22 protein-coding genes and 3 tRNA genes are annotated in these 22,128 nt (G+C 70.4%); 7 read left to right on the top strand and 18 right to left on the bottom strand.

What is annotated here, in order from left to right; translation table 11 throughout:
• Positions 1–173: 173 nt before the first annotated feature.
• A tRNA-Lys gene (locus ACTJJ4_RS18180) sits at positions 174–246 on the top strand.
• Between the two features lies 1 nt (position 247).
• On the opposite strand, the gene ACTJJ4_RS18175 is transcribed toward ACTJJ4_RS18180, so the two are convergent.
• Positions 248–736: a hypothetical protein gene (locus tag ACTJJ4_RS18175; RefSeq protein ID WP_440944628.1), complete on the bottom strand. Its 489-nt coding sequence runs from the start codon at positions 734–736 to the stop codon at positions 248–250.
• Between the two features lie 119 nt (positions 737–855).
• Between ACTJJ4_RS18175 and ACTJJ4_RS18170 the strand changes: the two genes are divergently transcribed.
• The gene (locus ACTJJ4_RS18170; protein ID WP_440944627.1) at positions 856–1,683 is read left to right on the top strand and encodes a serine hydrolase domain-containing protein; all 828 of its coding nucleotides are present in this window, start codon (positions 856–858) and stop codon (positions 1,681–1,683) included.
• 19 nt (positions 1,684–1,702) lie between these two features.
• Here the strand turns inward: ACTJJ4_RS18170 and ACTJJ4_RS18165 are convergent, their stop codons facing one another.
• From ACTJJ4_RS18165 to ACTJJ4_RS18155, 3 genes are all read right to left on the bottom strand, one after another.
• Positions 1,703–2,221, bottom strand: coding sequence for a CGNR zinc finger domain-containing protein (locus ACTJJ4_RS18165; RefSeq protein ID WP_440944626.1), 519 nt, complete (start codon positions 2,219–2,221; stop codon positions 1,703–1,705).
• Positions 2,222–2,451: 230 nt separating this feature from the next.
• Positions 2,452–3,099 carry a YigZ family protein gene (locus ACTJJ4_RS18160; protein WP_440944625.1) on the bottom strand — a complete coding sequence of 216 codons (648 nt, stop codon included), beginning with the start codon at positions 3,097–3,099 and terminating at the stop codon, positions 2,452–2,454.
• Positions 3,096–3,677: a helix-turn-helix transcriptional regulator gene (locus ACTJJ4_RS18155; protein ID WP_440944624.1), complete on the bottom strand. Its 582-nt coding sequence runs from the start codon at positions 3,675–3,677 to the stop codon at positions 3,096–3,098. Before ACTJJ4_RS18155 ends, ACTJJ4_RS18160 begins: the two co-directional genes overlap by 4 nt.
• Before the next feature lie 53 nt (positions 3,678–3,730).
• On the opposite strand from ACTJJ4_RS18155, the gene ACTJJ4_RS18150 reads away from it, so the two are divergent.
• The gene (locus tag ACTJJ4_RS18150) at positions 3,731–4,186 is read left to right on the top strand and encodes an SgcJ/EcaC family oxidoreductase (RefSeq protein WP_440944623.1); all 456 of its coding nucleotides are present in this window, start codon (positions 3,731–3,733) and stop codon (positions 4,184–4,186) included.
• Positions 4,187–4,208: 22 nt separating this feature from the next.
• On the opposite strand, the gene ACTJJ4_RS18145 is transcribed toward ACTJJ4_RS18150, so the two are convergent.
• From ACTJJ4_RS18145 to ACTJJ4_RS18090, 12 genes are all read right to left on the bottom strand, one after another.
• Positions 4,209–4,748 carry a DUF1697 domain-containing protein gene (locus ACTJJ4_RS18145; RefSeq protein ID WP_440944622.1) on the bottom strand — a complete coding sequence of 180 codons (540 nt, stop codon included), beginning with the start codon at positions 4,746–4,748 and terminating at the stop codon, positions 4,209–4,211.
• A complete protein-coding gene (locus ACTJJ4_RS18140) occupies positions 4,745–5,338 on the bottom strand; it encodes an isochorismatase family protein (RefSeq protein ID WP_440944621.1) in 594 nt (197 codons plus the stop codon). The genes ACTJJ4_RS18145 and ACTJJ4_RS18140 overlap by 4 nt, the downstream gene beginning before the upstream one ends.
• Positions 5,339–5,429: 91 nt before the next feature.
• A tRNA-Thr gene (locus tag ACTJJ4_RS18135) sits at positions 5,430–5,501 on the bottom strand.
• A 79-nt stretch (positions 5,502–5,580) separates the two neighbouring features.
• On the bottom strand, positions 5,581–7,131 hold the full coding sequence (locus ACTJJ4_RS18130; RefSeq protein ID WP_440944620.1) for an alpha/beta hydrolase: 1,551 nt from the start codon (positions 7,129–7,131) through the stop codon (positions 5,581–5,583).
• Positions 7,128–8,285, bottom strand: coding sequence for a DNA polymerase III subunit delta' (locus tag ACTJJ4_RS18125; protein WP_440944619.1), 1,158 nt, complete (start codon positions 8,283–8,285; stop codon positions 7,128–7,130). Before ACTJJ4_RS18125 ends, ACTJJ4_RS18130 begins: the two co-directional genes overlap by 4 nt.
• A gap of 41 nt (positions 8,286–8,326) precedes the next feature.
• The gene (tmk, locus tag ACTJJ4_RS18120; RefSeq protein ID WP_440944618.1) at positions 8,327–8,956 is read right to left on the bottom strand and encodes a dTMP kinase; all 630 of its coding nucleotides are present in this window, start codon (positions 8,954–8,956) and stop codon (positions 8,327–8,329) included.
• Positions 8,953–11,832, bottom strand: a complete 2,880-nt coding sequence (gene topA, locus ACTJJ4_RS18115) for a type I DNA topoisomerase (protein WP_440944617.1) — start codon at positions 11,830–11,832, stop codon at positions 8,953–8,955. Before topA ends, tmk begins: the two co-directional genes overlap by 4 nt.
• A gap of 113 nt (positions 11,833–11,945) precedes the next feature.
• A complete protein-coding gene (locus ACTJJ4_RS18110; RefSeq protein WP_440944616.1) occupies positions 11,946–12,272 on the bottom strand; it encodes a helicase in 327 nt (108 codons plus the stop codon).
• A complete protein-coding gene (locus ACTJJ4_RS18105; protein WP_440944615.1) occupies positions 12,272–12,643 on the bottom strand; it encodes a TadE family type IV pilus minor pilin in 372 nt (123 codons plus the stop codon). Before ACTJJ4_RS18105 ends, ACTJJ4_RS18110 begins: the two co-directional genes overlap by 1 nt.
• Positions 12,643–12,855 (bottom strand): DUF4244 domain-containing protein, encoded by a 213-nt coding sequence (locus ACTJJ4_RS18100; RefSeq protein ID WP_440944614.1) that lies wholly within the window; start codon positions 12,853–12,855, stop codon positions 12,643–12,645. The genes ACTJJ4_RS18105 and ACTJJ4_RS18100 overlap by 1 nt, the downstream gene beginning before the upstream one ends.
• 58 nt (positions 12,856–12,913) lie before the next feature.
• Positions 12,914–13,816 (bottom strand): type II secretion system F family protein, encoded by a 903-nt coding sequence (locus ACTJJ4_RS18095; protein WP_440944631.1) that lies wholly within the window; start codon positions 13,814–13,816, stop codon positions 12,914–12,916.
• Positions 13,816–14,820, bottom strand: coding sequence for a TadA family conjugal transfer-associated ATPase (locus ACTJJ4_RS18090; protein ID WP_440944613.1), 1,005 nt, complete (start codon positions 14,818–14,820; stop codon positions 13,816–13,818). The genes ACTJJ4_RS18095 and ACTJJ4_RS18090 overlap by 1 nt, the downstream gene beginning before the upstream one ends.
• A 384-nt stretch (positions 14,821–15,204) precedes the next feature.
• Here ACTJJ4_RS18090 and acs point away from each other — a divergent pair, with 384 nt between their 5' ends.
• Positions 15,205–17,175, top strand: coding sequence for an acetate--CoA ligase (gene acs, locus ACTJJ4_RS18085; protein WP_440944612.1), 1,971 nt, complete (start codon positions 15,205–15,207; stop codon positions 17,173–17,175).
• A 67-nt stretch (positions 17,176–17,242) separates the two neighbouring features.
• Here the strand turns inward: acs and ACTJJ4_RS18080 are convergent, their stop codons facing one another.
• Together ACTJJ4_RS18080 and ACTJJ4_RS18075 are read right to left on the bottom strand one after the other, a co-directional pair.
• Positions 17,243–17,701 (bottom strand): RidA family protein, encoded by a 459-nt coding sequence (locus ACTJJ4_RS18080; protein WP_292704779.1) that lies wholly within the window; start codon positions 17,699–17,701, stop codon positions 17,243–17,245.
• On the bottom strand, positions 17,698–17,922 hold the full coding sequence (locus ACTJJ4_RS18075; protein WP_292704777.1) for a hypothetical protein: 225 nt from the start codon (positions 17,920–17,922) through the stop codon (positions 17,698–17,700). Before ACTJJ4_RS18075 ends, ACTJJ4_RS18080 begins: the two co-directional genes overlap by 4 nt.
• 81 nt (positions 17,923–18,003) lie before the next feature.
• Here ACTJJ4_RS18075 and ACTJJ4_RS18070 point away from each other — a divergent pair, with 81 nt between their 5' ends.
• From ACTJJ4_RS18070 to ACTJJ4_RS18060, 3 genes are all read left to right on the top strand, one after another.
• Positions 18,004–20,583, top strand: a complete 2,580-nt coding sequence (locus ACTJJ4_RS18070) for a transglycosylase domain-containing protein (RefSeq protein WP_440944611.1) — start codon at positions 18,004–18,006, stop codon at positions 20,581–20,583.
• Positions 20,580–21,518 carry a metallophosphoesterase gene (locus tag ACTJJ4_RS18065; RefSeq protein WP_440944610.1) on the top strand — a complete coding sequence of 313 codons (939 nt, stop codon included), beginning with the start codon at positions 20,580–20,582 and terminating at the stop codon, positions 21,516–21,518. The genes ACTJJ4_RS18070 and ACTJJ4_RS18065 overlap by 4 nt, the downstream gene beginning before the upstream one ends.
• A 145-nt stretch (positions 21,519–21,663) precedes the next feature.
• Positions 21,664–21,737: transfer RNA gene (locus ACTJJ4_RS18060), tRNA-Pro, on the top strand.
• Positions 21,738–22,128: the final 391 nt, after the last annotated feature.

Genomic DNA, 22,128 nt, shown 5'->3' with positions numbered 1-22,128 from the left:
CCCCCCCCCCCCCCCCCCCCCCCCCCCCCCCCCCCCCCCCCCCCCCCCCCCCCCCTCCCCCCCCCCCCCCTCCCCCCCCCCCCTCCCTCCCCCCCCCCCCGCTCGTGCGTTCACGGTCGACGGTGCGGCTGCTCCGCCGGATAGGATGGATCGGTCAGGTCCGCCCTGACCAGGGGCCTCTAGCTCAGTTGGCAGAGCATCGGACTTTTAATCCGCGGGTCGTGGGTTCGAGCCCCACGGGGCCCACCTACGCAGGCATAGCCTGTGCCCGACGGGCGTTGCCCGCAAGCACCAGCTGCACGATCCACTCGATCAGCAGCCACAGCCATGCCCCCGCCCACACCACCGCGCAGGCGAGGCACAGGATCATCGACAGCTCCGAACCCGCCGACGTGGAGCTCGTGCCGGCCAGCTCGGTGAACGCCGAACCCGAGTTCCCGTCGTCGCCGCCGTCGATCAGGAAGAATCCCACTCCGACCACGGCGACGGACGTCAGCCACGCGGCGATGATCGGCCGCAGCCCTGCGGAGCCGGTGCGCAGCACTCCGCGCGCCCGCAGCAGCCCGTTCGCCGCGATGACGATCTGCGTGGCCCAGCCGATCAGCAGCACCGGGCTGTACAGGAGCATGAAGACCAGCATCCAGCCCGGGTAGACGAGCTTCACCAGCAGGGCGACGAACGGGAGGACGATCAGCGCCAGCCCTGCGAGGGTGGCGGTCGTGCGCGAGACGCTCATGGCCCCGATCATGCCAGACGGCCGCCGTGCGACCGCGGACGCCGGCACGATATGGGAGGATTCCAGGGCGCCGGGAGCCCGCTCCCGCACGACGAGCCGAACCGAGCCGGAGGAGCCCCATGACCGCCCTGGACGACGCACTCGCCGCCATCGAGACGTGGCCCGTCGAGAACGCGGCGGCCGCCGTCGTCTCCGCCGACGGTGCCGTTCTCGCCGCGCACGGTGACGTCTCACGGCCGTTCCGGCTGGCGTCGGTCACCAAGCCGCTCACCGCGTATGCGGTGCTCATCGCCGTCGAGGAGGGTGTGTTCGCGCTCGACACTCCCGCCGGCCCTGAGGGTTCCACGGTGCGCCACCTGCTCGCGCATGCCTCCGGCCTGGACATGACCTCGGATGTCGTCCGCGCCGCACCCGGCACTCGCCGGATCTACTCCAACCGCGGATTCGAGGTGCTGGCCGAGGCCGTGACCGCGCACTCCGGCATCCCTTTCGCCGAGTACCTGGACGAGGCGGTGCTCCAGCCGCTCGGCATGACGTCCTCGCAGCTGCAGGGCTCGCCCGCGGCCGCCGCCGTCTCGACGGTCGCCGACCTGTGCCGCTTCGCGGCGGAACTGCAGCATCCGGCCCTCGTCTCGCCCGGCACGCTCGCGGACGCGACGGCCGTCGCCTTCCCCGGCCTCCAGGGCGTGCTGCCGGGTTACGGGATCCAGCGCCCCAACGACTGGGGCCTGGGATTCGAGCTGCGGGACGACAAGTCGCCGCACTGGACCTCGGTGGCGAACTCCCCCGCGACCTTCGGGCACTTCGGCCAGAGCGGGACGTTCCTGTGGGTGGATCCGGATGCCGGCGTCGCCTGCGTCGCTCTCGCCGACCGGGACTTCGGCCCGTGGGCGATCGAGGCGTGGCCGCCGCTGTCGGATGCCGTGCTCGCCGCGCTGCGCGGCTGATCGGCCGCCTCGACCGGGCTCAGATCCCGCGTGCGCGATGGCGCCGCACGGCATCGCGGTTCGCGCAGCGCACGGAGCAGTAGCGCTGCCGTCCGTTGCGGGTGATGTCGACGTAGACGTTCTCGCACGGCGCAGCGGCGCAGCGCCCGAGTCTGTGCATGCCGCGCTCGGTCAGATGCAGCGCGGTGCCCACGCTGATCACGGCCTCGAGCACGTCGGGCAGCGAGCGCCCGGCGTCGCGGTAGTGCAGATGCCACCCTTCCCCGTCGTGGTCGGTGAGCTGCGGGTACGCGGCCGCCGCGGCCATCTGCCGGTTCAGTGCCGCGGCGCGGGCGGCGTCGTCCTCGGCATCCACGACGCCCAGCCAGGCGTCCACGACCCGTCGCGTGCGGGCGTGGTCGTCGGATGCGACCTCGAACGCCATCGTCATCCCGAAGTCGCGCGTGCGCCGCTCGATGCCGTCCCGGTCGGACGGCCAGTCGTTGGCCAGGGATGCGGCGAGCAGGACCGCGTACTCGCCGTAAGGGTTGAGATGCATAAGGCCATTACATCATCGTGGTGACATGACCGCATCCCGCACCGCGCCCATCCGCATCCCGAGTCCGCTCCCCCAGCACGAGCACGCGTGGACGGCCGAGTCCGCGCACCGCACCTCCGAGGGTGAGATCGTCTATGTGCGCTGTGCGGGTTGCGGGGCGCGGCGCGTGGATCTGCGCGGCGCCGACGGCATGCCGCCCGCTCCGTGGAGCCGCGTGAGCCCGGCACGGCTCAGCGCGGGACGTCCACCACGCGCTCGGTCCCGGTGACGGATGCCACCACGGAGCCGCCTGAGGAGGCCGCGATCTCGGCCTGCAGTGCTTCGATCACGTCCGCGGGGCTCCACACCTCGAAGACCGCCTGCTCGCGGTACTGCGGCTCGCCGAGCACGGCGCCGTTCCTGTCGGTCCAGTCGCGCAGCAGGTTGTCGAAGCGCCCCGCATCGGCATGCGGCACGGCGATCGTCACCTGCGCGAGCATCAGCCGATCGACAAGGGAGGCCAGATCCAGCGCCTCGGAGACCGCCGACGAGTACGCCCGCACCAGGCCGCCGGCGCCCAGCTTAATGCCGCCGAAGTAGCGCGTCACGACGGCGACGACATCGGTCAGCTCCCGGCGGCGAAGCACTTCGAGCATCGGGATGCCCGCGGTTCCGGACGGCTCGCCGTCGTCCGAGGAGCGCGCCCGATCGCCGTCGATCCCGGTGATCTGGGCGCTGCAGTTGTGCCGGGCGTCCCAGTACTGCTTCTTGATCCGGCCGATGACCGCATCCGCATCCTCGGACGAGGACACGGGCGCCACGTGCGCGATGAACCGGGACTTCCTGATGATCAGTTCGTGGTCCACGGCGGCAGCGATCGTGGCGGGATGTGTGCTCACCGGGACAGCCACTCGAGCTCGCCGCTCTCCAGCCTCCCGACGAGCGCGCGGAACCACTCCCGTTCGGCTTCGAGCTGGCTGCGCTCGTATTCTGTCTCGACGAGCAGGATGGCAGGCACGTCCGTGGCCGCCCGCAGGTCGGATGCCTGCCGGGCGATGGTCGCTTCCAGCGCGGCAACGCGGGCACGCAGCGCCAGGACTGCTTCGTCTCGCGAGAGAACGCCGAGGAACGACAGCGCCGCCACCGTGCCGATGCGGTCACCGTGCGGCGCGGACAGCATGAGAGCCACCCGCCTGCGCACCTCAGCACGACCTGCTTCGGTGAGCGCGAAGACCGTGCGCTCGGGGCGCCCGCCCGCCTGCTCCGATCCGATCGGCTCGATCAGGTGCGCGCGCTCCAGTCGCTGCACAGCGTGGTAGATGCTGCGTGGAGCACCCGCGACGAAATCCTTGTGCGTCTCGACGACGAACCGATGGATGTCGTACGGATGCCGTGGGCCGACAGTCAGCAGCGCGAGCACGGTCAGCGCGGGCAGGTCGCGGTCTGCGCGGCTGAGCTGTCGGTCGTCATCGGTCACCATGCGAGTCTACGAGCTTGACTTCTAATAATGCAGAGTGCACTATTAGCTTCATGCAGATTGCACTAGAAGGAGTCTCCCGGGCGGACATCCCCGCTGGAATCGTCGACTCGCTGGAGCGGATGCGCCGCGCCTGGGATGCCGGCGACGCTGCCGCCTACGCGCAGGAGTTCACCGAGGACGCGAGCTACGTGATCTTCATCGGCACGATCACGCGCGGGCGGGACTCGATCCATGCCGATCATGTGCCGCTGTTCGAGAAGTGGCAGCGCGGCAGCCGCATGTCCGTGGTCGTACTGGGCGTGCGGATGCTGAGTGACGATGTCGCCGTCGTGCTGACCGAGGGCGGAATCGGCAAGGGCACGCGCATCCGACACGACAAGACGCAGACGTTCGTGTTCGTACGCGAAGACGGCACCTGGCGGTGCGCAGCATTCCAGAACACCAAGCGCAATCGGCTGTTCGCGGCGATCAATGCGCGGGAGCAGAAGAGGCTCGCATCGGCGTGAGCGGCCGGTTGGAACCGGCCGCTCAGGCGGTGAGCTCGATGAGCTTGCGCAGCGTCAGGATGTTGCGGGCGGTGCCTGCAGTGCCGAGCGCGCGGTCGAGAACCGGCCGCGTGAGCTTCGTGTTCGCGGCCCCGCTCAGGCCGTAGTCGATCCACAGGTCGTCGCCGACGAGCGCGATGCGCTCCCCCGGCTGCAGACGTGCACGCAGCGCCTCTTCGGCGTCCGGCCGCGGCTCGCCCTCCAGGAACATGATGTGCAGCATCTTGTCGGCCACGGCATCCGGGAAGGGGTTCGCCTCCAGAGCCGCCACGAGCTGCTCGTGGGTGCGCGCGATCACCGGGGTGTCGGCGTCGAACGCCTCATGGATCAGCCTGCGCACCTGGGCGCACGCCTCGCCGATGTCGCCGGTGACGTCGGCCATGACGTTGCCGCTGGCGATGTACGTGGCGATGTCCCGCAGGTCGGTGCGCTCAGCCAGCAGGTCACGCAGCTCCGCCATGGGCACGCGGTTCCTGCCGCCGACGTTGACGGCGCGCAGCAGCAGGGCGCAGCGGACGCTCACCGGGCTTCGGACCCGGCCGAGCCGTCCACGAGCTCCGCGCCCGCGTGAGCGAGCTCGGCCAGCGCCGCCCGGCTGGCCTGCTCGTCGACACCGGCGATCAGGTCGGTGAGCACTCGCACGTGCACACCGTGCGCGATGGCGTCCAGCACCGATGCGCGCACGCAGTGATCGGTCGCGATGCCCACGGCATCCGCATCCGTCACGCCGTGCGCGGTCAGGATGCCGCCGACGGTCTCACCGCCCTCGGTCCTGCCCTCGAACATCGAGTACGCCGGAACGCCCTGGCCTTTGAGGACGTGGTGAGTGACGGCGTCCGTCACCAGCAGCGGATCGTAGGCGGCGCCGTCGGTGCCGGCGACGCAGTGCACGGGCCAGGAGTCCACGTAGTCGGGCTCGTCGGAGAAGTGGCCGCCGTTGTCGCCCTCGGCGTCATGCCAGTCCCGCGAGGCGATGACCACGGCGTACTCCGCCGCGTGCGCGGCGAGGTGCGCGGTGACGGCGGATGCCACGGCATCCCCGCCAGCGACGGCGAGCGCGCCGCCCTCGGTGAAGTCGTTCTGCACGTCGACGATGAGGAGTGCTCTGCTCATCCCTCGAGCGTACGCGGCGCACAGCGGGCGCGGGAAGGGCGGCCCGCCGGAACGGGAAAGGCCCCGGAACTGGAGTTCCGGGGCCGATCTGAGCCACCTGTCAGGATTGAACTGACGGCCTTCCCATTACGAGTGGGATGCTCTACCACTGAGCTAAGGTGGCGTGCGCAGCGGACTGCGGCACAAGCAATGATCCTACTACGAGGATGCGGCCTCCGCGAAACCGAGGCCGCATCGGCGGGTCATTCGCAGCGCAGACCGTCCTTGGGAGCCTTGCCGTCGATCAGGAAGCGCTCGACGGCCTGGTCCACGCAGCCGTTGCCCTTGTTGTAGCCGGTGTGCCCCTCGCCCACACGGGTGACGAGGACGCCGTTCTGCAGCTGCTCCGCGAGCGATTCGGCCCAGGCGTAGGGGGTGGCGGGGTCATTGGTGGTGCCGACCACGACGATCGGGCCCGAGCCGTCGGCCGCGATCCTCTCCCGCACGCCGGTCGGCGCGTGGGGCCACACCTTGCAGGGGTCCGGCGCCTGCCAGTACGGGGCGAACGTGGGAGCCTTGGCCTCCAGCTGCGTGATGACGGCGGCCTCCGCGGCCGGATCCTCTTCGACCGGGTAGTCCATGCAGTTGTACGCGCGGAACGCCTCGGCGGTGTTGTCGGCGTAGGTGCCGTCGGGGTTGCGCGAGTTGTAGGAGTCGGCGAGCCCCATCATCACGGACGGGTCGCCCTGCAGCGCCGCGGTGATCCCCTTGGTCAGGTAGGACCAGCTCTGCTGGCTGTACATCGCGGCGATCGTACCGGTGATCATGGAGTCGACGGTCAGCATCCGCCCGTCGCCGTTCTTCATCGGCGTGCGGGAGATGCTCGACAGCAGGGCGCGGAAATCGGTGAGGGCCTCGTCGACCGAGCCGTTGAACGGGCAGTCCCGGCCCGCCAGGCATCCCTCCAGGTAGGCGCGCAGGGCCGACTCGAAGCCCTCGGCCTGGATGGTGCTGACCTCGAGGCCAGGCACGGCCGGATCGATCGCGCCGTCCAGCACGAGCCGCTGCGCCCGCTCGGGGTACAGCTTCGCGTAGGTCGCCCCGAGGAACGTGCCGTAGGAGTAGCCGAGGTAGTTCAGCGTCTTGTCGCCCAGGACGCCGCGGATGAGGTCCATGTCCCGCGCCGAGTTCACGGTGGTGATGTACGGCAGCAGGCCGTCGCTGTTCGCCTCGCAGGCGTCGGCGAAGGTCTTGTCCCGCGCGGAGAGCGCGGCTTCCCACTCCGGCGTGTTGCGCGGACCGGGCACCACGCCGTAGAGGTAGTCGTCCATCTGCTTCGCATCGAGGCAGCGCACCGCGGTGGAGCGGCCGACGCCGCGCGGGTCGAAGCCGATCACGTCGAAGTCCTCGATCAGATCGGCGCCGACCGCGTAGTCCAGGCTGTCGTGGACGAAGTCGTAGCCGCTCGCACCGGGTCCGCCGGGGTTGATCAGCAGCGAGCCCTGGGAGGTGCCGGTCGCCCGGTGCCGCACGATCGCGAGCTCGAGGTCCCCGTCGGCGGGCTTCTCCCAGTCGCGGGGGGCCTTCACCTCGGTGCAGTCGAAGCCGGCGCCGCACGACTTCCAGGTGAGCTTCTGCGAGTAGTACGGCAGGAGCTCGGCGGAGACGCCGCTTGTGTCGGCCGTACGCACCGGCGCGGGCGCCCCCGCGGGGATCTGGGCGTACAGGCATCCGGAGAGCACGACGGATGCCGCGGCGACTCCGGCCAGGACGGTGAGGATGCGGCGCGCAGCGCGCCGTGCTCGATGGGTCACGGGGTCCTTCCGCTGGAGATGGTCACCAGGAGGCTCTCGGTCGCGAGCAGCGGCGAGACGTTGCGCTCCAGGGACTCACGGGTGTCGCTGATGGCGTCGAGGGCGATGAGCGCGCGCTCGACCGGCCAGGCCGCCGCGAGGGCTTCGAGCTCGGTGCGCAGCTCGCTGTTGATCAGCTCGCCTGTGCGACCGAACTGCAGCATGACCACGTCGCGGTACATCGACTGCAGGTCGGTGAGAACCCGGTCGATCCCGTCGCGCAGGCTGCGGGTGGCCCGCTTCTTCTGGTCGTCCTCGAGGGCCGAGAGCTGCGGCCGCAGCGCGGGCGGGACGGCCTGACCCTCGGCGATGCCGACCGTGCGCAGCAGCGCCGCGCGCTCGGCGGCGTCGCGCTCAGCCGTCAGCGCCTTGGCGTCGTCGGTGGCGGCCTGGATGATGTGCCCGGCGACCTCGACGGCAGTGCCCACGCCGCGCACCCCGAGCACCGCCCGGAGGGTCTCGTCGCGCCGGCGGCGCGCACCGTCGTCGGTGGCGAGGCGCTGGGCCATGCCGATGTGGCGCTGCGAATGGCGGGCGGCCTGCTCGGCGGTGGCCTCGTCCACGCCCGTGCGCAGCGCGATCAGGCGGGCGACGTCGGCGACCTCCGGCTCGCGCAGGCGCAGCGCGCGCACCCGGGAGCGGATGGTGGGCAGCAGGTCGGCCTCGCTCGGGGCGCACAGCACCCAGACGGTCTGCTCGGGCGGCTCCTCGAGCGCCTTCAGCAGCACGTTGGAGGTGCGCTCGACCATGCGGTCGGCATCCTCGACCACGATCACCCGGTAGCGTCCGGCCGACGGGGAGAAGTAGGAGCGGGCGACGAGCTCGCGCGCCTCCTTGATCGTGATGAGCACCTTGTCGGTGCGCAGCGCCGTGAGGTCGGGATGCGTGCCCGCAAGCACCTGCCGCATCGCGTTCTCGTCGTCCGGATGCTCGGCGATGAGCGTCGCCGCGAAGGCGTAGGCGAGCGTGGAGCGGCCGGATCCGGGAGGGCCGGTGATCAGCCACGCGTGCGAGAGCGCGGCAGGATCGGAGGCCGCCTGCTGGAGCGTCTCGACGGCCGCATCCTGACCCCACACCTCGCTCCACGGGAACGGGGCGAGCGCGGCCTGAGTCATGCTGTCCAGCCTAACCTCGGCACCGACATCGACCTGCGCGTTCAGAGCAGCACGGACAGGCGGGCGCGGATCACGCTCGCGATGTCGTCGGGATCGCGGGTGGCGTCCACGACGAGGAAGCGCCCCGGCTCGGCCGCGGCGAGGCGCAGGTACGACTCCCGAACGCGGGTGTGGAACTCCTCCTTCTCGGCCTCCAGCCGGTCGAACGGCTTGTCGTCCGCGTCCAGTCGGCGACGGGCCTCGGATGGGTCGATGTCGAGCAGCACGGTGACGTCGGGCAGCGCGCCCTCCGTCGCCCACAGCGACAGGTCGCGCACCTCCGTGGCATCCAGCACGCGCCCGGCGCCCTGGTACGCGACCGACGAGTCGAGATAGCGATCCTGGATGACGACATCGCCGCGCTGCAGCGCGGGACGCACCACGGTGGCGACGTGGTGCGCGCGGTCGGCGGCGTACAGCAGCGCCTCGGCGCGCGGTGCGACCTCGCCGCGGTGGTGCAGCACGATGTTGCGGATCAGCACGCCGACCTCGGAACCGCCCGGCTCACGCGTGTGCAGCACCGTGCGGCCCTGCGCGCCGAGCCATTCGGCGAGCAGCGCCGCCTGGGTGGTCTTCCCCGAGCCGTCGCCGCCCTCGAGCGTGATCCAGAGACCCCGACGCTCGGAGGTCACGAGCCTGCCTTGGCCTTGCGCGCCGCGTCGGCCTTCGCGATCGCGTTGGCCTTGCGGGTGGCGGCCGCCTTCTTGGCGGCCTCCGAGCGCGCGGCCGCCTTCTGATCGTCGGTGAGCGCCTTCACTTCGTCTCGCTGCGCTCGCTCAGTACGCCGCTTCGCGGGCGCCTTCTTCGCGGCGGGCTTCTTCGCGGGAGCCTTCTTGGCCGCCGTCCTCTTCGCCCCGCGCTTGGGCGCAGGGCCCTTGGCCCGCTTGTCCGCGAGCATCTGCACGGCGATCTCGAAGGTGACGTCGTCCGGGGTCTGCCCGCGCGGGATGGTGACGTTGGTCTCGCCGTCGGTCACGTAGGCGCCGAATCGTCCGTCGCGGATGCGGATCGGCTTGCCGCTGACGGGATCGGCCTCGAACTCCTTGAGCGCGCTGCTGACCCGGCCTGCGCCGTACTTCGGCCGTGCGTAGATCTCCAACGCCTGCTCGAGCGTGACGCCGAAGATCTGCGCCTCGTTCTCCAGCGAACGGGAGTCGGTCCCCTTCTTCAAGTACGGACCGAACCGGCCGTTCTGCGCGGTGATCTCCTCGCCCGACTCGGGGTCCTTGCCGACCACGCGCGGCAGGCTGAGCAGCTGCAGCGCGGTGTCGAGGTCGATGGTGTCCACCGACATGGAGCGGAACAGCGAGGCGGTGCGCGGCTTGGGCGCGGCCTCCTTCTTCTTGGCGCTCTTCTTCTTCGGCGCGGCCTCGACGACCTCGCCCGTCTCGGTGTCGACCTCGTCCTCGTCGGAGACCGGGTCGTTCTCCTGCACGTACGGGCCGAACCGCCCGTCCTTGACCACGACGATCTTGCCGTTCTCGGGGTTCTCCCCCAGCACGCGATCGCCGGCGACGGGCGCGTCGACCAGCTCCTGCGCCTTGGCGGGCGTCAGCTCGTCGGGGGCGAGGTCCTCGGGCACGTTGACGATGCGCGGCTTGGCATCGGGGTTCGCCGGGTCGACGACCTCGAGGTACGGCCCGTACTTTCCGAAGCGCAGCGTGGCGGTGTCGGTGATGCGGGTGGAGTTCAGCGCCCGCGCGTCGATCTCGCCGAGGTTGTCGACCACTTGCCGCAGCCCGACGTGCGCGTCGGAGCCGAAGTAGAAGGAGCGCAGCCACTCGTTGCGGTTCTGCTCACCACGGGCGATCGCGTCGAGGTCGTCCTCGAGCGCCGCCGTGAAGTCGTAGTCGATCAGATCGGCGAAGTGCTGCTCGAGCAGCCGCACGACGCTGAACGCCAGCCAGGTCGGCACGAGCGCCTGGCCGCGCTTGGACGCGTAGCCGCGGTCGATCACCGTGCCGATGATGCTCGCGAAGGTCGAGGGGCGGCCGATGCCGTGCTCCTCGAGCGCCTTGACCAGCGAGGCCTCGGTGTAGCGGGGCTTGGGGGTGGTGCGGTGGCCCTTGGCCTCGGCATCCGCCATCGCCAGCTCGTCGCCGACGGCGACGGCGGGAAGGGACTGGTTCTCGGCGGAGTCCTGCGCGTTGCGCTTCTCGTCCCGGCCCTCCTCGTACGCCTCCAGGAAGCCCTTGAAGGTGTAGACGGTGCCGGATGCGGTGAACTCGAGCCGCTTGCCGTCGGCGTCCGATTCCAGCGTGACCGTGGTGGTCTCGTACTTGGCATCCGACATCTGGCTGGCGACCGTACGCTTCCAGATCAGGTCGTAGAGGCGCTGCTCCTCGCGGTCGAGCTGGGAGGAGAGGGATGCCGGAGTGCGGAAGTTCTCGCCCGAAGGACGGATCGCCTCGTGAGCCTCCTGCGCGTTCTTGCTCTTGGACTTGTACACGCGCGGCTTGAGCGGCACCGCGCTGTCGCCGTACAGGGCGACGGCCTGGCTGCGCGCGGCCTGGATGGCCTGCGTCGACAGCGCGACCGAGTCCGTGCGCATATAGGTGATGTACCCCTTCTCGTAGAGGCGCTGGGCGACGCTCATCGCCTGCTTCGCGCTCATCGAGAGCTTGCGGCCGGCCTCCTGCTGCATGGTGGAGGTGGTGAAGGGAGCGTAGGGGCTGCGGGTGCCCGGCTTGGCCTCGACCTTGCTGACGGTCGCGGCGCCGGCGTCGTTCACGGCCGCGGCCAGGGCCATGACCTCGGCCTCGGTGAGGACGACGACGGCCTTCTTCAGCTTTCCGGTGTCGTCGAAGTCCGTGCCGCGGGCGAGCTGTCCGCCGTCCACGCGCACCAGGCGCACGCCGAAGGACTGCCCGGTCGCGGAGGCCTGCGCCTCGACGTCCCAGTACTCGGCCGAGGTGAACGCCATCCGCTCGCGCTCGCGGTCGACGATCATACGGGTCGCGGCCGACTGCACGCGTCCCGCGGAGAGGCCGGACTTGACCTTGTACCAGAGCACGGGCGAGACGTCCCAGCCGTAGAGCCGGTCGAGGATGCGGCGGGTCTCCTGCGCGTCGACGAGCGCCAGGTCGAGGTCGCGGGTGCGGCCGACTGCCGCCTGGATCGCGTCCTTGGTGATCTCGTGGAAGACCATCCGCTTGACAGGGACCTTCGGCTTGAGGGTCTCCAGCAGGTGCCACGCGATGGCCTCGCCCTCGCGGTCCTCATCAGTGGCGAGCAGGAGCTCGTCGGCGGTCTTCAGGGCGCGCTTCAGCTCGGCGACCGTCTTCGTCTTGCGGTCGGAGACGACGTAGTAGGGGTCGAAGTCGTGGTCGACGTCGATCGAGTACTTCCCGTACGCCTGCTTGTCGGCGGCGGGGATGTCCTTCTTGTCGGCGAGGTCGCGGATGTGGCCGACGGAGCTGAGCACCTCGTAGCCATCGCCGAGGTATCCCTGGATCGACCGCATCTTCGTCGGGGACTCGACGATGACGAGCTTCTTGCCTTGTGCCAAGAGAGCGTCCTTTCTTCGAAGCACACCATACACACCGCTCTCCTGGTGCGGACACAGCGTCGCATCGACACGGCATCGTCGGGTGACCGGAGGCGGGGTGGGGGTCGTCGTCCTCATCCCTCGGGTTGCCCGGCACGGGCGCGGGAGACGGCGACGAGACCAGCGTACGCGGATTCGACCTGCACGGTCGCCATGAGACCGTCCGCTCGGCATGCGACGAGCGTCGCTCCGGATGCCAGCGCCACCCGTGCCGCGAGTGCGCAGGGGTCCTCGTCGGTGACGATCGCACCGGACGCGGCATCGGCTGCGGCGAGCGCCGCGGCATCCGCCGCGCCCGCCGCACACTGGGCCGTGACGGCCGCACCGCCGACCGCGGCCAGGCCGAGGGACAGCGTCGCGGCCACGGCAAGGATGCCGGACGCCAGCGCCGTGCCCGCCATCACAGCCCTCCCGCCAGGGCGCAGCTGTCGGCGCGCAGCGGGATGCTGATCAGCCGCCCGATCCGGGCCTGCACGGCTGCCGTGACGCACACGAAGCCCGCGCCGTCGCGCGAGCTCATCGTCGCGCCCTCGACGGCGGCCACCGCTGCGGCCGCCCGGGCGGCGCTCTCACCGCGCCCGAGCAGCCGTGCGGCGTCCGCCGCGGCATCCTGCAGCGCCACCTGCGTGGCCGCGGCGCCCAGGGCTCCGACGCCCAGCAGCAGCGCGAGCAGCACCGCCGGCAGCGCAACCGCCAGCTCGGCGGCGACGGATCCGCGCTCCCCGCGGAGTGCGGCGGGCGCCCGCGCGAGACGCGGCAGGTGCGCGCGCATCACGACACCGTCAGCGCCCGCCGCACGAGGTCGGTGAGGATGCCGCGCACCTCGTCCGATCTCATGATCACGACCAGCAGGCCCGCGAATGCGACGGCGGCCATCGTCGTGATGGCGTACTCCGCGGTCGCGGCGCCCGACTCGTCCTGGAACAGGATCGCCGCCCGCCGGCGGGTCAGGACCGGCAGATCGTTCTTCCTCTTGTTCGTCATGTCATTCCTTCTCTCTTCATCTCTTTCCGTGGTGGGTGCGTTGTCTGTGCGGTGGCGGTCAGATCGGCAGGGGTGTCGAGCCCAGCACGCTGAGCATGAGCGGGGCGACGCCGAGCAGCAGGAAGGCCGGCAGGGTGCACGCGCCCAGTGGCAGCAGCAGGGACGACGACAGCCGCGCAGCACGGATGCGGCCCTGCACCCTCGCCTCGTGGCGCTGCTGCGCCGCCGACGCCCGCAGCAGCGTTCCCGCAGGGACGCCGGCGCTGCGCGACAGCTCCAGCACGGCGTCCGTCGCGGCGCGGCCCTCGACGTGAACAGCGGAGCTGTGCCCGACCAGCCGCAGGGCGCGCGGGATTCCGACGCCGCCCGACAGTGCGACCGCGACGAGCTCGGCGTGCATGCCGGGCGTCCCGGGACGCGGTCGGGCCCTGCGCACCATCCGGGAGGTCCACAGGCGCGCCAGCAGCACCAGCGCCAGTCCGGCGACGACGCACACGATCCCCAGCGGGTTGGTCACCAGCACCCCGATCGTGTCGAAGCCCAGCGCGAACCCGAGCAGCAGACCAGCGAACGGCAGCCACAGCAGCAGTCGCGCCGTCCCGGTGGGCTCGGCGAGCGCGATCCGCACGTCGTCGGCGGCCGCAGCGGCGTCCTGCAGCGACTCCGCCAGGGATCGCAGCACCTCGGCCAGCGGAGCGCCGACGACGGTGGCGATCTCCCAGGCCGCCGCGACATCCGACCAGGCGCCGCCCTCGGCGTCGATCGCAGCCGCGGGCTCGGCTCCGGCAGCGCATCTCTCGACCACGCGCAGCGCCACCGGATCGCCGGTGTCTGCGAGATGCCGCCAGGCGGCGATCGGCCGCGCACCGGCCTGCAGAAGCACGGCCAGCGTGCGCACGGCCGCGGCCGCCGCGGACGCCATGGCACCGGCATCCGGTTCTCGCCGGCGCAGCAGGCGCATCACCACGGCGACACCTCCTGCATCGCGAGCCGGTCGCCCTCCAGCACGAAGCGGCCGGCGCGGGCGATGCGGCGACGACCGTCCGCGCCCCGCTCCAGGTGCAGCACGATCGTGAAGGCGCTGACGACCTGCCTCGCGAGCGCGACGGCGTCCATGCCGGCGAGCGCGCCGAGCGCCTCCAGGCGCGCGGGAACGTCGGCGAGACCGCTGGCGTGCAGGGTCCCGGCGCCGCCGTCGTGGCCCGTGTTGAGCGCAGTGAGCAGCTCCCGCACCTCTTCGCCACGGCATTCGCCCACCACGAGGCGGTCCGGGCGCATTCGCAGGGACTCCCGCACGAGCACGGCGAGCGTGATGCGCCCAGCGCCCTCCAGATTCGGCTGTCTCGCCTCGAGGGCGACGTGGTGCGGATGCCGCGGCCTCAGCTCCGCGACATCCTCGATCGTCACGATCCGCTCCCCCGGACCCGCCTGCGTCAACAGGGCCGTGAGCAGCGTCGTCTTGCCGGTGCCGGTGCCGCCGGTGATGAGGATGTTCGCGCGGTCCGCGACCAGCCTTCCGAGCCACTCCCGCTGCTCCGGCGTGAAGGTGCCCGATGCCGCCAGCGCATCCAGATCGGCTCCGATCACCCGCGGCACCCGGATCGACAGCGCGGTTCCGGATGTCGAGACCGGGGCCAGCACGGCATGCACTCGGATGCCGTCGTCGAGTCGTACGTCGACGCAGGGCGACTGGTCATCGAGGTGCCGCCCGCCCGCGCCGACCAGCGCGACGGCCAGATCGCGGACCTCCCGCTCGGATGCCCGCCAGTCCGCGACGCGCTCCGCGCCCTCGCCCCGATCGACGAACAGCCCGGCGGAGCCGTTCACGAAGATGTCGGTGACCAGCGGATCGCGGACATGCTCGGCGAGGGCGCCGAATGCGGCGTCGACCGCCTTGGGCGCGGGCACGTCCTCGACGGCGAGGCCGCTGGTGGTGCGCGGACGGAGCACGAACGGTTCTGGCATGCCACGACGCTAGGCGGGCCGGCCGACGCACCGGAGCCGTGAACCCGCGGGATGTGCACAATCCTGCGGAATCCGCGGTTGTGCAGGGAGAACGCGCCAGACGAAGGCCGCCGGAGAACAGCGCCCCGGGAATGCCGAAGGGCGGCACCTCACGGGGGGAATGAGATGCCGCCCACGCGCGACCCGCGTTCGGGGGTATCGGGCGCGCTGAAGCCGGAATAAGATTCGGCTGAGGTCAGTGTATGCAGGCTGCGAGGCCGATGCAAACGAGGCGCACTACCGACTTTCGACAGTAGGCCGCCGTGCGGGCGCCCGACTAGATTCGGCCTGTCCCGGGTCGCGCGCAGTCGCGGCCGAACAGCCCGCGCAAAGGAGCGAAGTGCCATGAGCAGCCAGATCGACCACCTCCTCGACGAGTCGCGGAAGTTCCCGCCGTCCGACGAGTTCGTGGCCAACACCATCGACGACCCGGCTCTGTACGAGCGCGCGAAGGCCGACCGCGAGGGCTTCTGGGGCGACCAGGCCCGCGAGCTGCTCACCTGGAGCAAGCCGTTCACGCAGGTGCTCGACTGGTCGAACCCGCCGTTCGCGAAGTGGTTCGACGACGGCGAGCTCAACGTCGCCTACAACTGCCTGGACCGCCACGTCGAGGCCGGCCTCGGCGACCGCGTCGCCATCCACTGGGAGGGCGAGCCGGGCGATTCCCGCAGCATCACCTACGCCGAGCTGACCGACGAGGTCAAGCGCACCGCGAACGTTCTCGCCGACCTCGGCATCGGCCACGGCGACCGCGTCGCCATCTACCTGCCGATGATCCCCGAGGCCGTCATCTCGATGCTCGCCGTCGCCCGCCTCGGCGCGATCCACTCCGTCGTGTTCGGCGGGTTCAGCGCCGACAGCCTGCGCTCCCGCATCGACGACGCCGGTGCGAAGGTCGTCATCACCGCTGACGGCGGCTGGCGCAAGGGCAAGGTCTCGGCGCTCAAGCCCGCCGTCGACCAGGCGCTCAGCGACCGGAACGGCGAGGGCGAGCAGGCCACCGTCGAGCACGTCCTGGTCGTCAAGCGCGGCGAGAACGAGGTCGACTGGGACGCGGATCGCGACGTCTGGTGGCACGAGGTGGTTCCGCAGGCATCCGCCGAGCACGAGGCGCAGGCGTTCCCCGCCGAGAACCCGCTGTTCATCCTCTACACGTCCGGCACGACCGGGAAGCCCAAGGGCATCCTGCACACCACGGGCGGATACCTGACCCAGGCCGCGTACACGCACAAGTACGTCTTCGACCTGCATCCCGAGACCGACGTGTTCTGGTGCACCGCCGACATCGGCTGGGTCACCGGCCACACCTACGTCACCTACGGTCCGCTCGCCAACGGCGCCACCCAGCTGATGTACGAGGGGACGCCGGATGCCCCGCATCCCGGCCGCTGGTGGGAGCTGATCCAGAAGTACGGCGTCACGATCTTCTACACCGCCCCCACGGCCATCCGCTCCTTCATGAAGACCGGCCGTCAGATCCCGCAGCAGTTCGACCTGTCGAGCCTGCGCCTGCTCGGCTCGGTGGGCGAGCCCATCAACCCCGAGGCCTGGATGTGGTACCGCGAGGTCATCGGCGCGGACAGGACGCCGATCGTCGACACCTGGTGGCAGACCGAGACCGGTGCGGCGATGGTCTCCCCGCTCCCCGGCATCACGGCGGCCAAGCCCGGTTCCGCCCAGGTGCCGCTGCCCGGCATCTCGATCGACGTCGTCGACGACGACGGCAACGAGGTCGGCAACGGCAACGGCGGCCTGCTGGTCATCACCGAGCCGTGGCCCTCGATGCTGCGCGGGATCTGGGGCGACCCGGAGCGGTTCAAGGAGACGTACTGGGAGAAGTTCCAGGACAGGGGCTTCTACTTCGCCGGCGACGGCGCCCGCCTCGACGAGGACGGCGACCTCTGGCTGCTGGGCCGCGTGGACGACGTGATGAACGTCTCGGGCCACCGCCTGTCGACCACCGAGATCGAGTCCTCCCTGGTCGCGCACGAGGCCACCGCCGAGGCGGCCGTCGTCGGCGCGAACGACGAGACCACCGGCCAGGCGGTGGTGGCCTTCGTCATCATCAAGCAGAGCTACCTCGACCAGCACTCGCCCGAGGGCCTGGTGGCCCAGCTGCGCGGCTGGGTCGGCGAGCAGATCGGCCCGATCGCCCGTCCCCGCGACGTGTACATCGTGAACGAGCTGCCCAAGACGCGCTCCGGCAAGATCATGCGCCGCCTGCTGCGCGACGTCGCAGAGGGCCGCGAGGTGGGCGACACCACGACGCTGGCCGACACCATGGTCATGACGACCATCACGAGCCAGGTCAAGTAGCGCACGGATGCGAAAGGCGGTCCCTCCCGAGCGGGAGGGACCGCCTTCTGCTGTCCGGATGCCGTGGTCAGGCGAGGAGGAATGCGACCTCGACCTCGACGGGGGTGTCCAGCGGCAGCACGGTCACGCCGACCGCGGCGCGGACGTGCTTGCCCGCGTCGCCGAAGATCTCGCCGAGCACCTCGCTCGCCCCGTTGATCACACCGGGCTGGCCGGTGAACGACGGATCGGATGCCACGAAGCCGCCGACGCGGAGCACTCCGGCGAGCCTGTCGACTCCGCCGGCGGCAGCAGCCGCCGCAGCGACGGCGTTCAGCGCGCAGGTGCGGGCGTAGCCCTTGGCAGCATCCGCGTCGACCTCCGCGCCGACCTTGCCGGTCTCGGGGAGCGCGCCGTCCACGAACGGCAGCTGGCCGGAGGTGTACACGACGCCGCCGTGCACGACGGCGGGGACGTACGCGGCCACAGGGGCGGCGACGGCGGGAAGCTCGATGCCGAGCTCCTCGAGGCGGGTGGCGATGCTCACTTGGTGTCTCCTTCGAACTGACGTGCCGCTTCCGCGGCGGCGGCGAGGCCGGTGTTGGCCGCCTGATCCTGGTTGACCGGGCGCTTGAAGTAGGCGACCAGACCGCCCTCGGGACCCTGGACGACCTGCACGAGCTCCCAGCCCTGCTTGCCCCAGTTGTTGAGGATGGCCGCGGTGTTGTGAATCAGCAGCGGCGTGGTCAGATACTCCCACGTGGTCATGGCACTCCTGCGTGTCGTCGACGCGCGGGGCGATCCGTTCGTCGAGGCTTCTATTCAGGGAACTCCCCTAGCATCAAGCGTATGCCTCAAAAGAATCGGACGCTGAAGGGCGTGCTCGGCGGACTGATGGGCCTCGTCGGCCTGAGCGCCGTCGCCGGAGTGCTGGCCACGGCCGCTGTCACCCCCGCCATCGCCATCGCCGGCGTCAGCGGATCCCAGGCTCTCTCGATCTTCGAGAACCTGCCTGACAGCCTGACCCCCGGCACGCCGATGGAGCCGACCGTCTTCTACGCGACGGGCACCGACGGCCAGCCGTTCGAGCTGGCGAGGTTCTTCGACCAGAACCGCGTGCCGGTGAACTTCGATCAGGTCTCCCCGCTGCTGTACGACGCGATCCTCTCCAGCGAGGACAAGAGCTTCTACGAGCACGGCGGCGTGAACCTGGGCGCGACCGTCAAGGCCGTGTACGACAACATCCGCGGCACGTCGTCGCGCGGTGCGTCGACCATCAGCCAGCAGTTCGTGAAGAACGTGCTGATCCAGCAGTGCGAGCAGAACGTGTCGCCCGGCGACAAGAAGTACGCCGAGAAGCTCAACGCGTGCTGGAGCGACGCGACCAACGCCGTCGGCTCCGACGGCGTCGAGCGCAAGCTGCAGGAGATGCGCTACGCCATCCAGATCGAGAAGGACTACTCGAAGAACGACATCCTGCTCGGCTACCTGAACATCGCCAACTTCGGCGGTCAGACCTACGGCATCGAGGCGGCGTCGAACTACTACTTCGGCACCACCGCGGCGAACCTGACGCTCGACCAGGCGGCCACCCTCGCGGGTGCGGTGCAGAACCCGAACCGGTTCCGCTTCGACAAGCCCGGCGGCTCCTGGACCGACGGCTCCGGCAAGGCGCGCAACTCGGCAGAGGACGGCTACGCCGACAGCAAGTTCCGCCGCAATTACGTGCTCGACCGCATGCTGATCGACGGCAAGATCACCAAGAAGCAGCACGACGACGCAGTGGCGCTGCCGATCACCCCGAACATCCACCCGTCGACCCAGGGCTGCCAGGCGGCGGGTCAGCAGGGCTACTTCTGCCAGTACGTGAAGAACGTGATCGAGGGAGACAAGAGCCTGGGCGCCGACAAGCTCCGCCGCGGCGGCATGAGCGTGTACACCTCGCTCGACATGCGCGTGCAGCAGCCGGGCAACGAGGCGATGACGAAGTACGCACCCGTCTACGTCGAAGGCAAGAGCTTCGGCACCTCTGGTGTGTCGATCGAGGCCGACACCGGCCGCATCCTCTCCATCGTCCAGAACACCACGTTCAAGGACACCGCCGACGCCAACAAGGCTCTGGGCGAGACCGGTCTGGTGTACGCCGCGGACTACGCGCACGGCCGATCCGAGGGCTTCGGTGTCGGATCGACCTACAAGATCTTCACCCTGGTCGAGTGGCTCAAGCAGGGCCACTCCGTGAACGAGGCCCTCGACGGACGCTGGCAGCTGTTCACGCCCTTCACGATCTGCGGCAAGAAGCAGCCGAACAAGGACAAGACCAAGAACTTCGGCAACAACCCGGGTTACAAGGGGACGGTGATGCAGTTCACCAAGGCCTCGCTGAACACCGGCTTCTACGCCATGGCGCAGCAGCTGGACCTCTGCGACATCAACGAGACCGCGACCTCGATGGGCGTGCACTACGGCAACGGCAAGCCCGTGACCGAGCCCGAGGGCCCGAACGACCTGGCGCCGAACGGTCCCTTCGCGACGACGCTCGGCTCGAAGCACATCGCACCGATCCAGATGGCCGGCGCGTATGCGACGGTCGCCAACAACGGCGTGTACTGCACGCCGCGCGCGATCGACAAGATCGTCGGCTCCGACGGCAACGACATCCCGCTTCCCGAGTCCTCCTGCACGCAGGTCATCTCGCCCGAGGTGGCGGCGACGGCGGCATACGCTCTGCAGGGCGTCATGAACGGCGGCACCGGTGCTCCCGCGAACCCGAACGACGGCACCCCGCTGATCGGCAAGACCGGTACCAACCAGGACGCGGGCACCGCCATGGCGATGTCCAGCACCAAGGTCGCCACCTTCGTCTACGCCGGTAAGGTCGAGGGCCCCGAGTACAAGCTCTCGAGCATGTCCTACAAGGGCAACGCGATGAACCGGATCCGGTACAACGTGTCCAAGGCCCTGCAGCGCGCCGCGGATGACATCTACCCGGGCACGAAGTTCACGACTCCGGACAAGAACCTGACGCGTCAGGTCCTGAAGGATCTGCCGAACGTCGTGGGCATGCCCATCGATCAGGCGACCACGACCCTCGAGGACGCCGGGTTCTCCGTGCAGGTCGGCACGCCCGTGGACAGCACGCTCGGTGCCGGACTGGTCGCGACGCAGACGCCGGGTGCCGGCCAGGTGCCCGCAGGCACGACCGTCACGCTCTCGCCGAGCACGGGCAATCCTCCAGCAGCGAATGTGCCGAACGTGGTGGGCGCCAAGTTCAGCGACGCGAAGAAGGCGCTGGAGGATGCCGGGTTCAGCGTCGACGACAAGGGATGCAACGGCGGCTCTCCCGTGACAGCTCAGAACCCGCCGGGAGGCTCCCCCGCGCCGCCGGGCAGCACGGTGTCGGTGGTCTGCATCGGAAACGGGCATTGACCTCGCGAGGTTCCGCGCACCCGGCCCTCATCGCGCTCGGCGCGGTGGGGGCCGTGGGCGTCGCGGCGACGGTGTGGGGCGTCGGCATCGAACGGTACCTGTTCACCGTCCGTGAGGTGACCGCGCCGGCGCTCGCTCCGGGGAGCCGTCCCGTGCGCGTGCTGCATTTGTCGGATGCCCACATGGCGCCGTGGCAGCACCGCAAGCAGCGCTGGCTGGCGACGCTCGCCGCACTCGAGCCCGATCTGGTGGTGAACACCGGAGACAACCTCGGGCATCTCGACGGGCTCACCGGCATCCGGCGTGCCTTCGAGCCCCTCGCGGGGATCCCCGGAGTGTTCGTGCACGGTTCGAACGACGTGCAGGCCCCGTCCCCGCGCAATCCGTTCAAGTACTTCCTGGGCCCGTCGAGCGGCGCGAAGCGGATCCAGTCGCTCGACACGGATGCCATGGATGAGTACTTCACGGCGGAGCTCGGATGGCACGATCTGAACAACGCCGCGGCGCGGCTGGAGGTCGCCGGGAACAGCATCGACTTCCTGGGGGTCGACGACGCGCATCGCGACTGGGATGAGCTGGAGGCGCTCCCCTCGGCTCTCGACGCGCTCGGTGAGCGGCCCGCAGGGTCTTCCGTCATCGGCGTGACGCACGCGCCGTACCAGCGCGTCCTGAACCGCTTCGTGGAGCTCGGGGCTGATGCCGTGTTCGGCGGCCACACGCACGGCGGCCAGGTGTGCCTCCCGGGCTACGGGGCGCTGGTCGCGAACTGCGACATCCCGCTGAAGCAGGCCAAGGGCCTGAGCACCTGGACGCGCGGCGGGCGCACCGTGCCGCTGAACGTGAGCGCCGGCTGCGGTCACTCGATCTACGCGCCCGTGCGCTTCGCATGCCGCCCCGAGGCGACCCTGCTGACCCTGACGGCCCGCAGCGCCTGAGACCGCGCGCCGAGGTGCAGCCGGAGTCACCGCTGGAGAACGTCGTTCCCGGCGGGCAGCGCCCGCGACGCGCGCGGGCGACCGATGCATGCTCGCCGATTCGTCGTTGAGGCCGTTCGCATGTAGACTCGAACGGTTGCAACAACGGGGTGTGGCGCAGCTTGGTAGCGCGCTTCGTTCGGGACGAAGAGGCCGCAGGTTCAAATCCTGTCACCCCGACTCAAAGCCGAAGATCCCCCGCCCGGAGGGCGGGGGATCTTCGGCTTTTCCGTCCGGGACGCCAGAGGGGCCCCGCCGCGCAGGAGGCTCCGCCCGCCGCCACTTCCCGCAACGCGACGAACCTCCCCGACCAGCGGCGGGTGGAGGGCGCGGTGGGGATGCACCCCGTCGCAGGCCGACAGAGCGGCACGCCGCGAAGCGGTGGGCCGCCCCGCACCCGAGCGATGCCGCGCAGCGGCGAGCAGCCTCCCCGATGCGGCGAAGCCGCGAGGCAGCCCTAGCGATGCCGCGCAGCGGCGAGCCACGCCCCAGCAATGCCGCGCACCCCCACGCTGCCGCGCGCACCCCTCGATGCCACGCCGCCGCACTTCAGCGAGCCGCACCCCCTCCA

Source organism: Microbacterium sp. 22195, from assembly GCF_052056515.1.
Classification (GTDB): Bacteria; Actinomycetota; Actinomycetes; order Actinomycetales; family Microbacteriaceae; genus Microbacterium.
The sequence above is the reverse complement of the archived record's forward strand: the minus strand, read 5'-3'. Positions and strand labels throughout refer to the sequence as shown.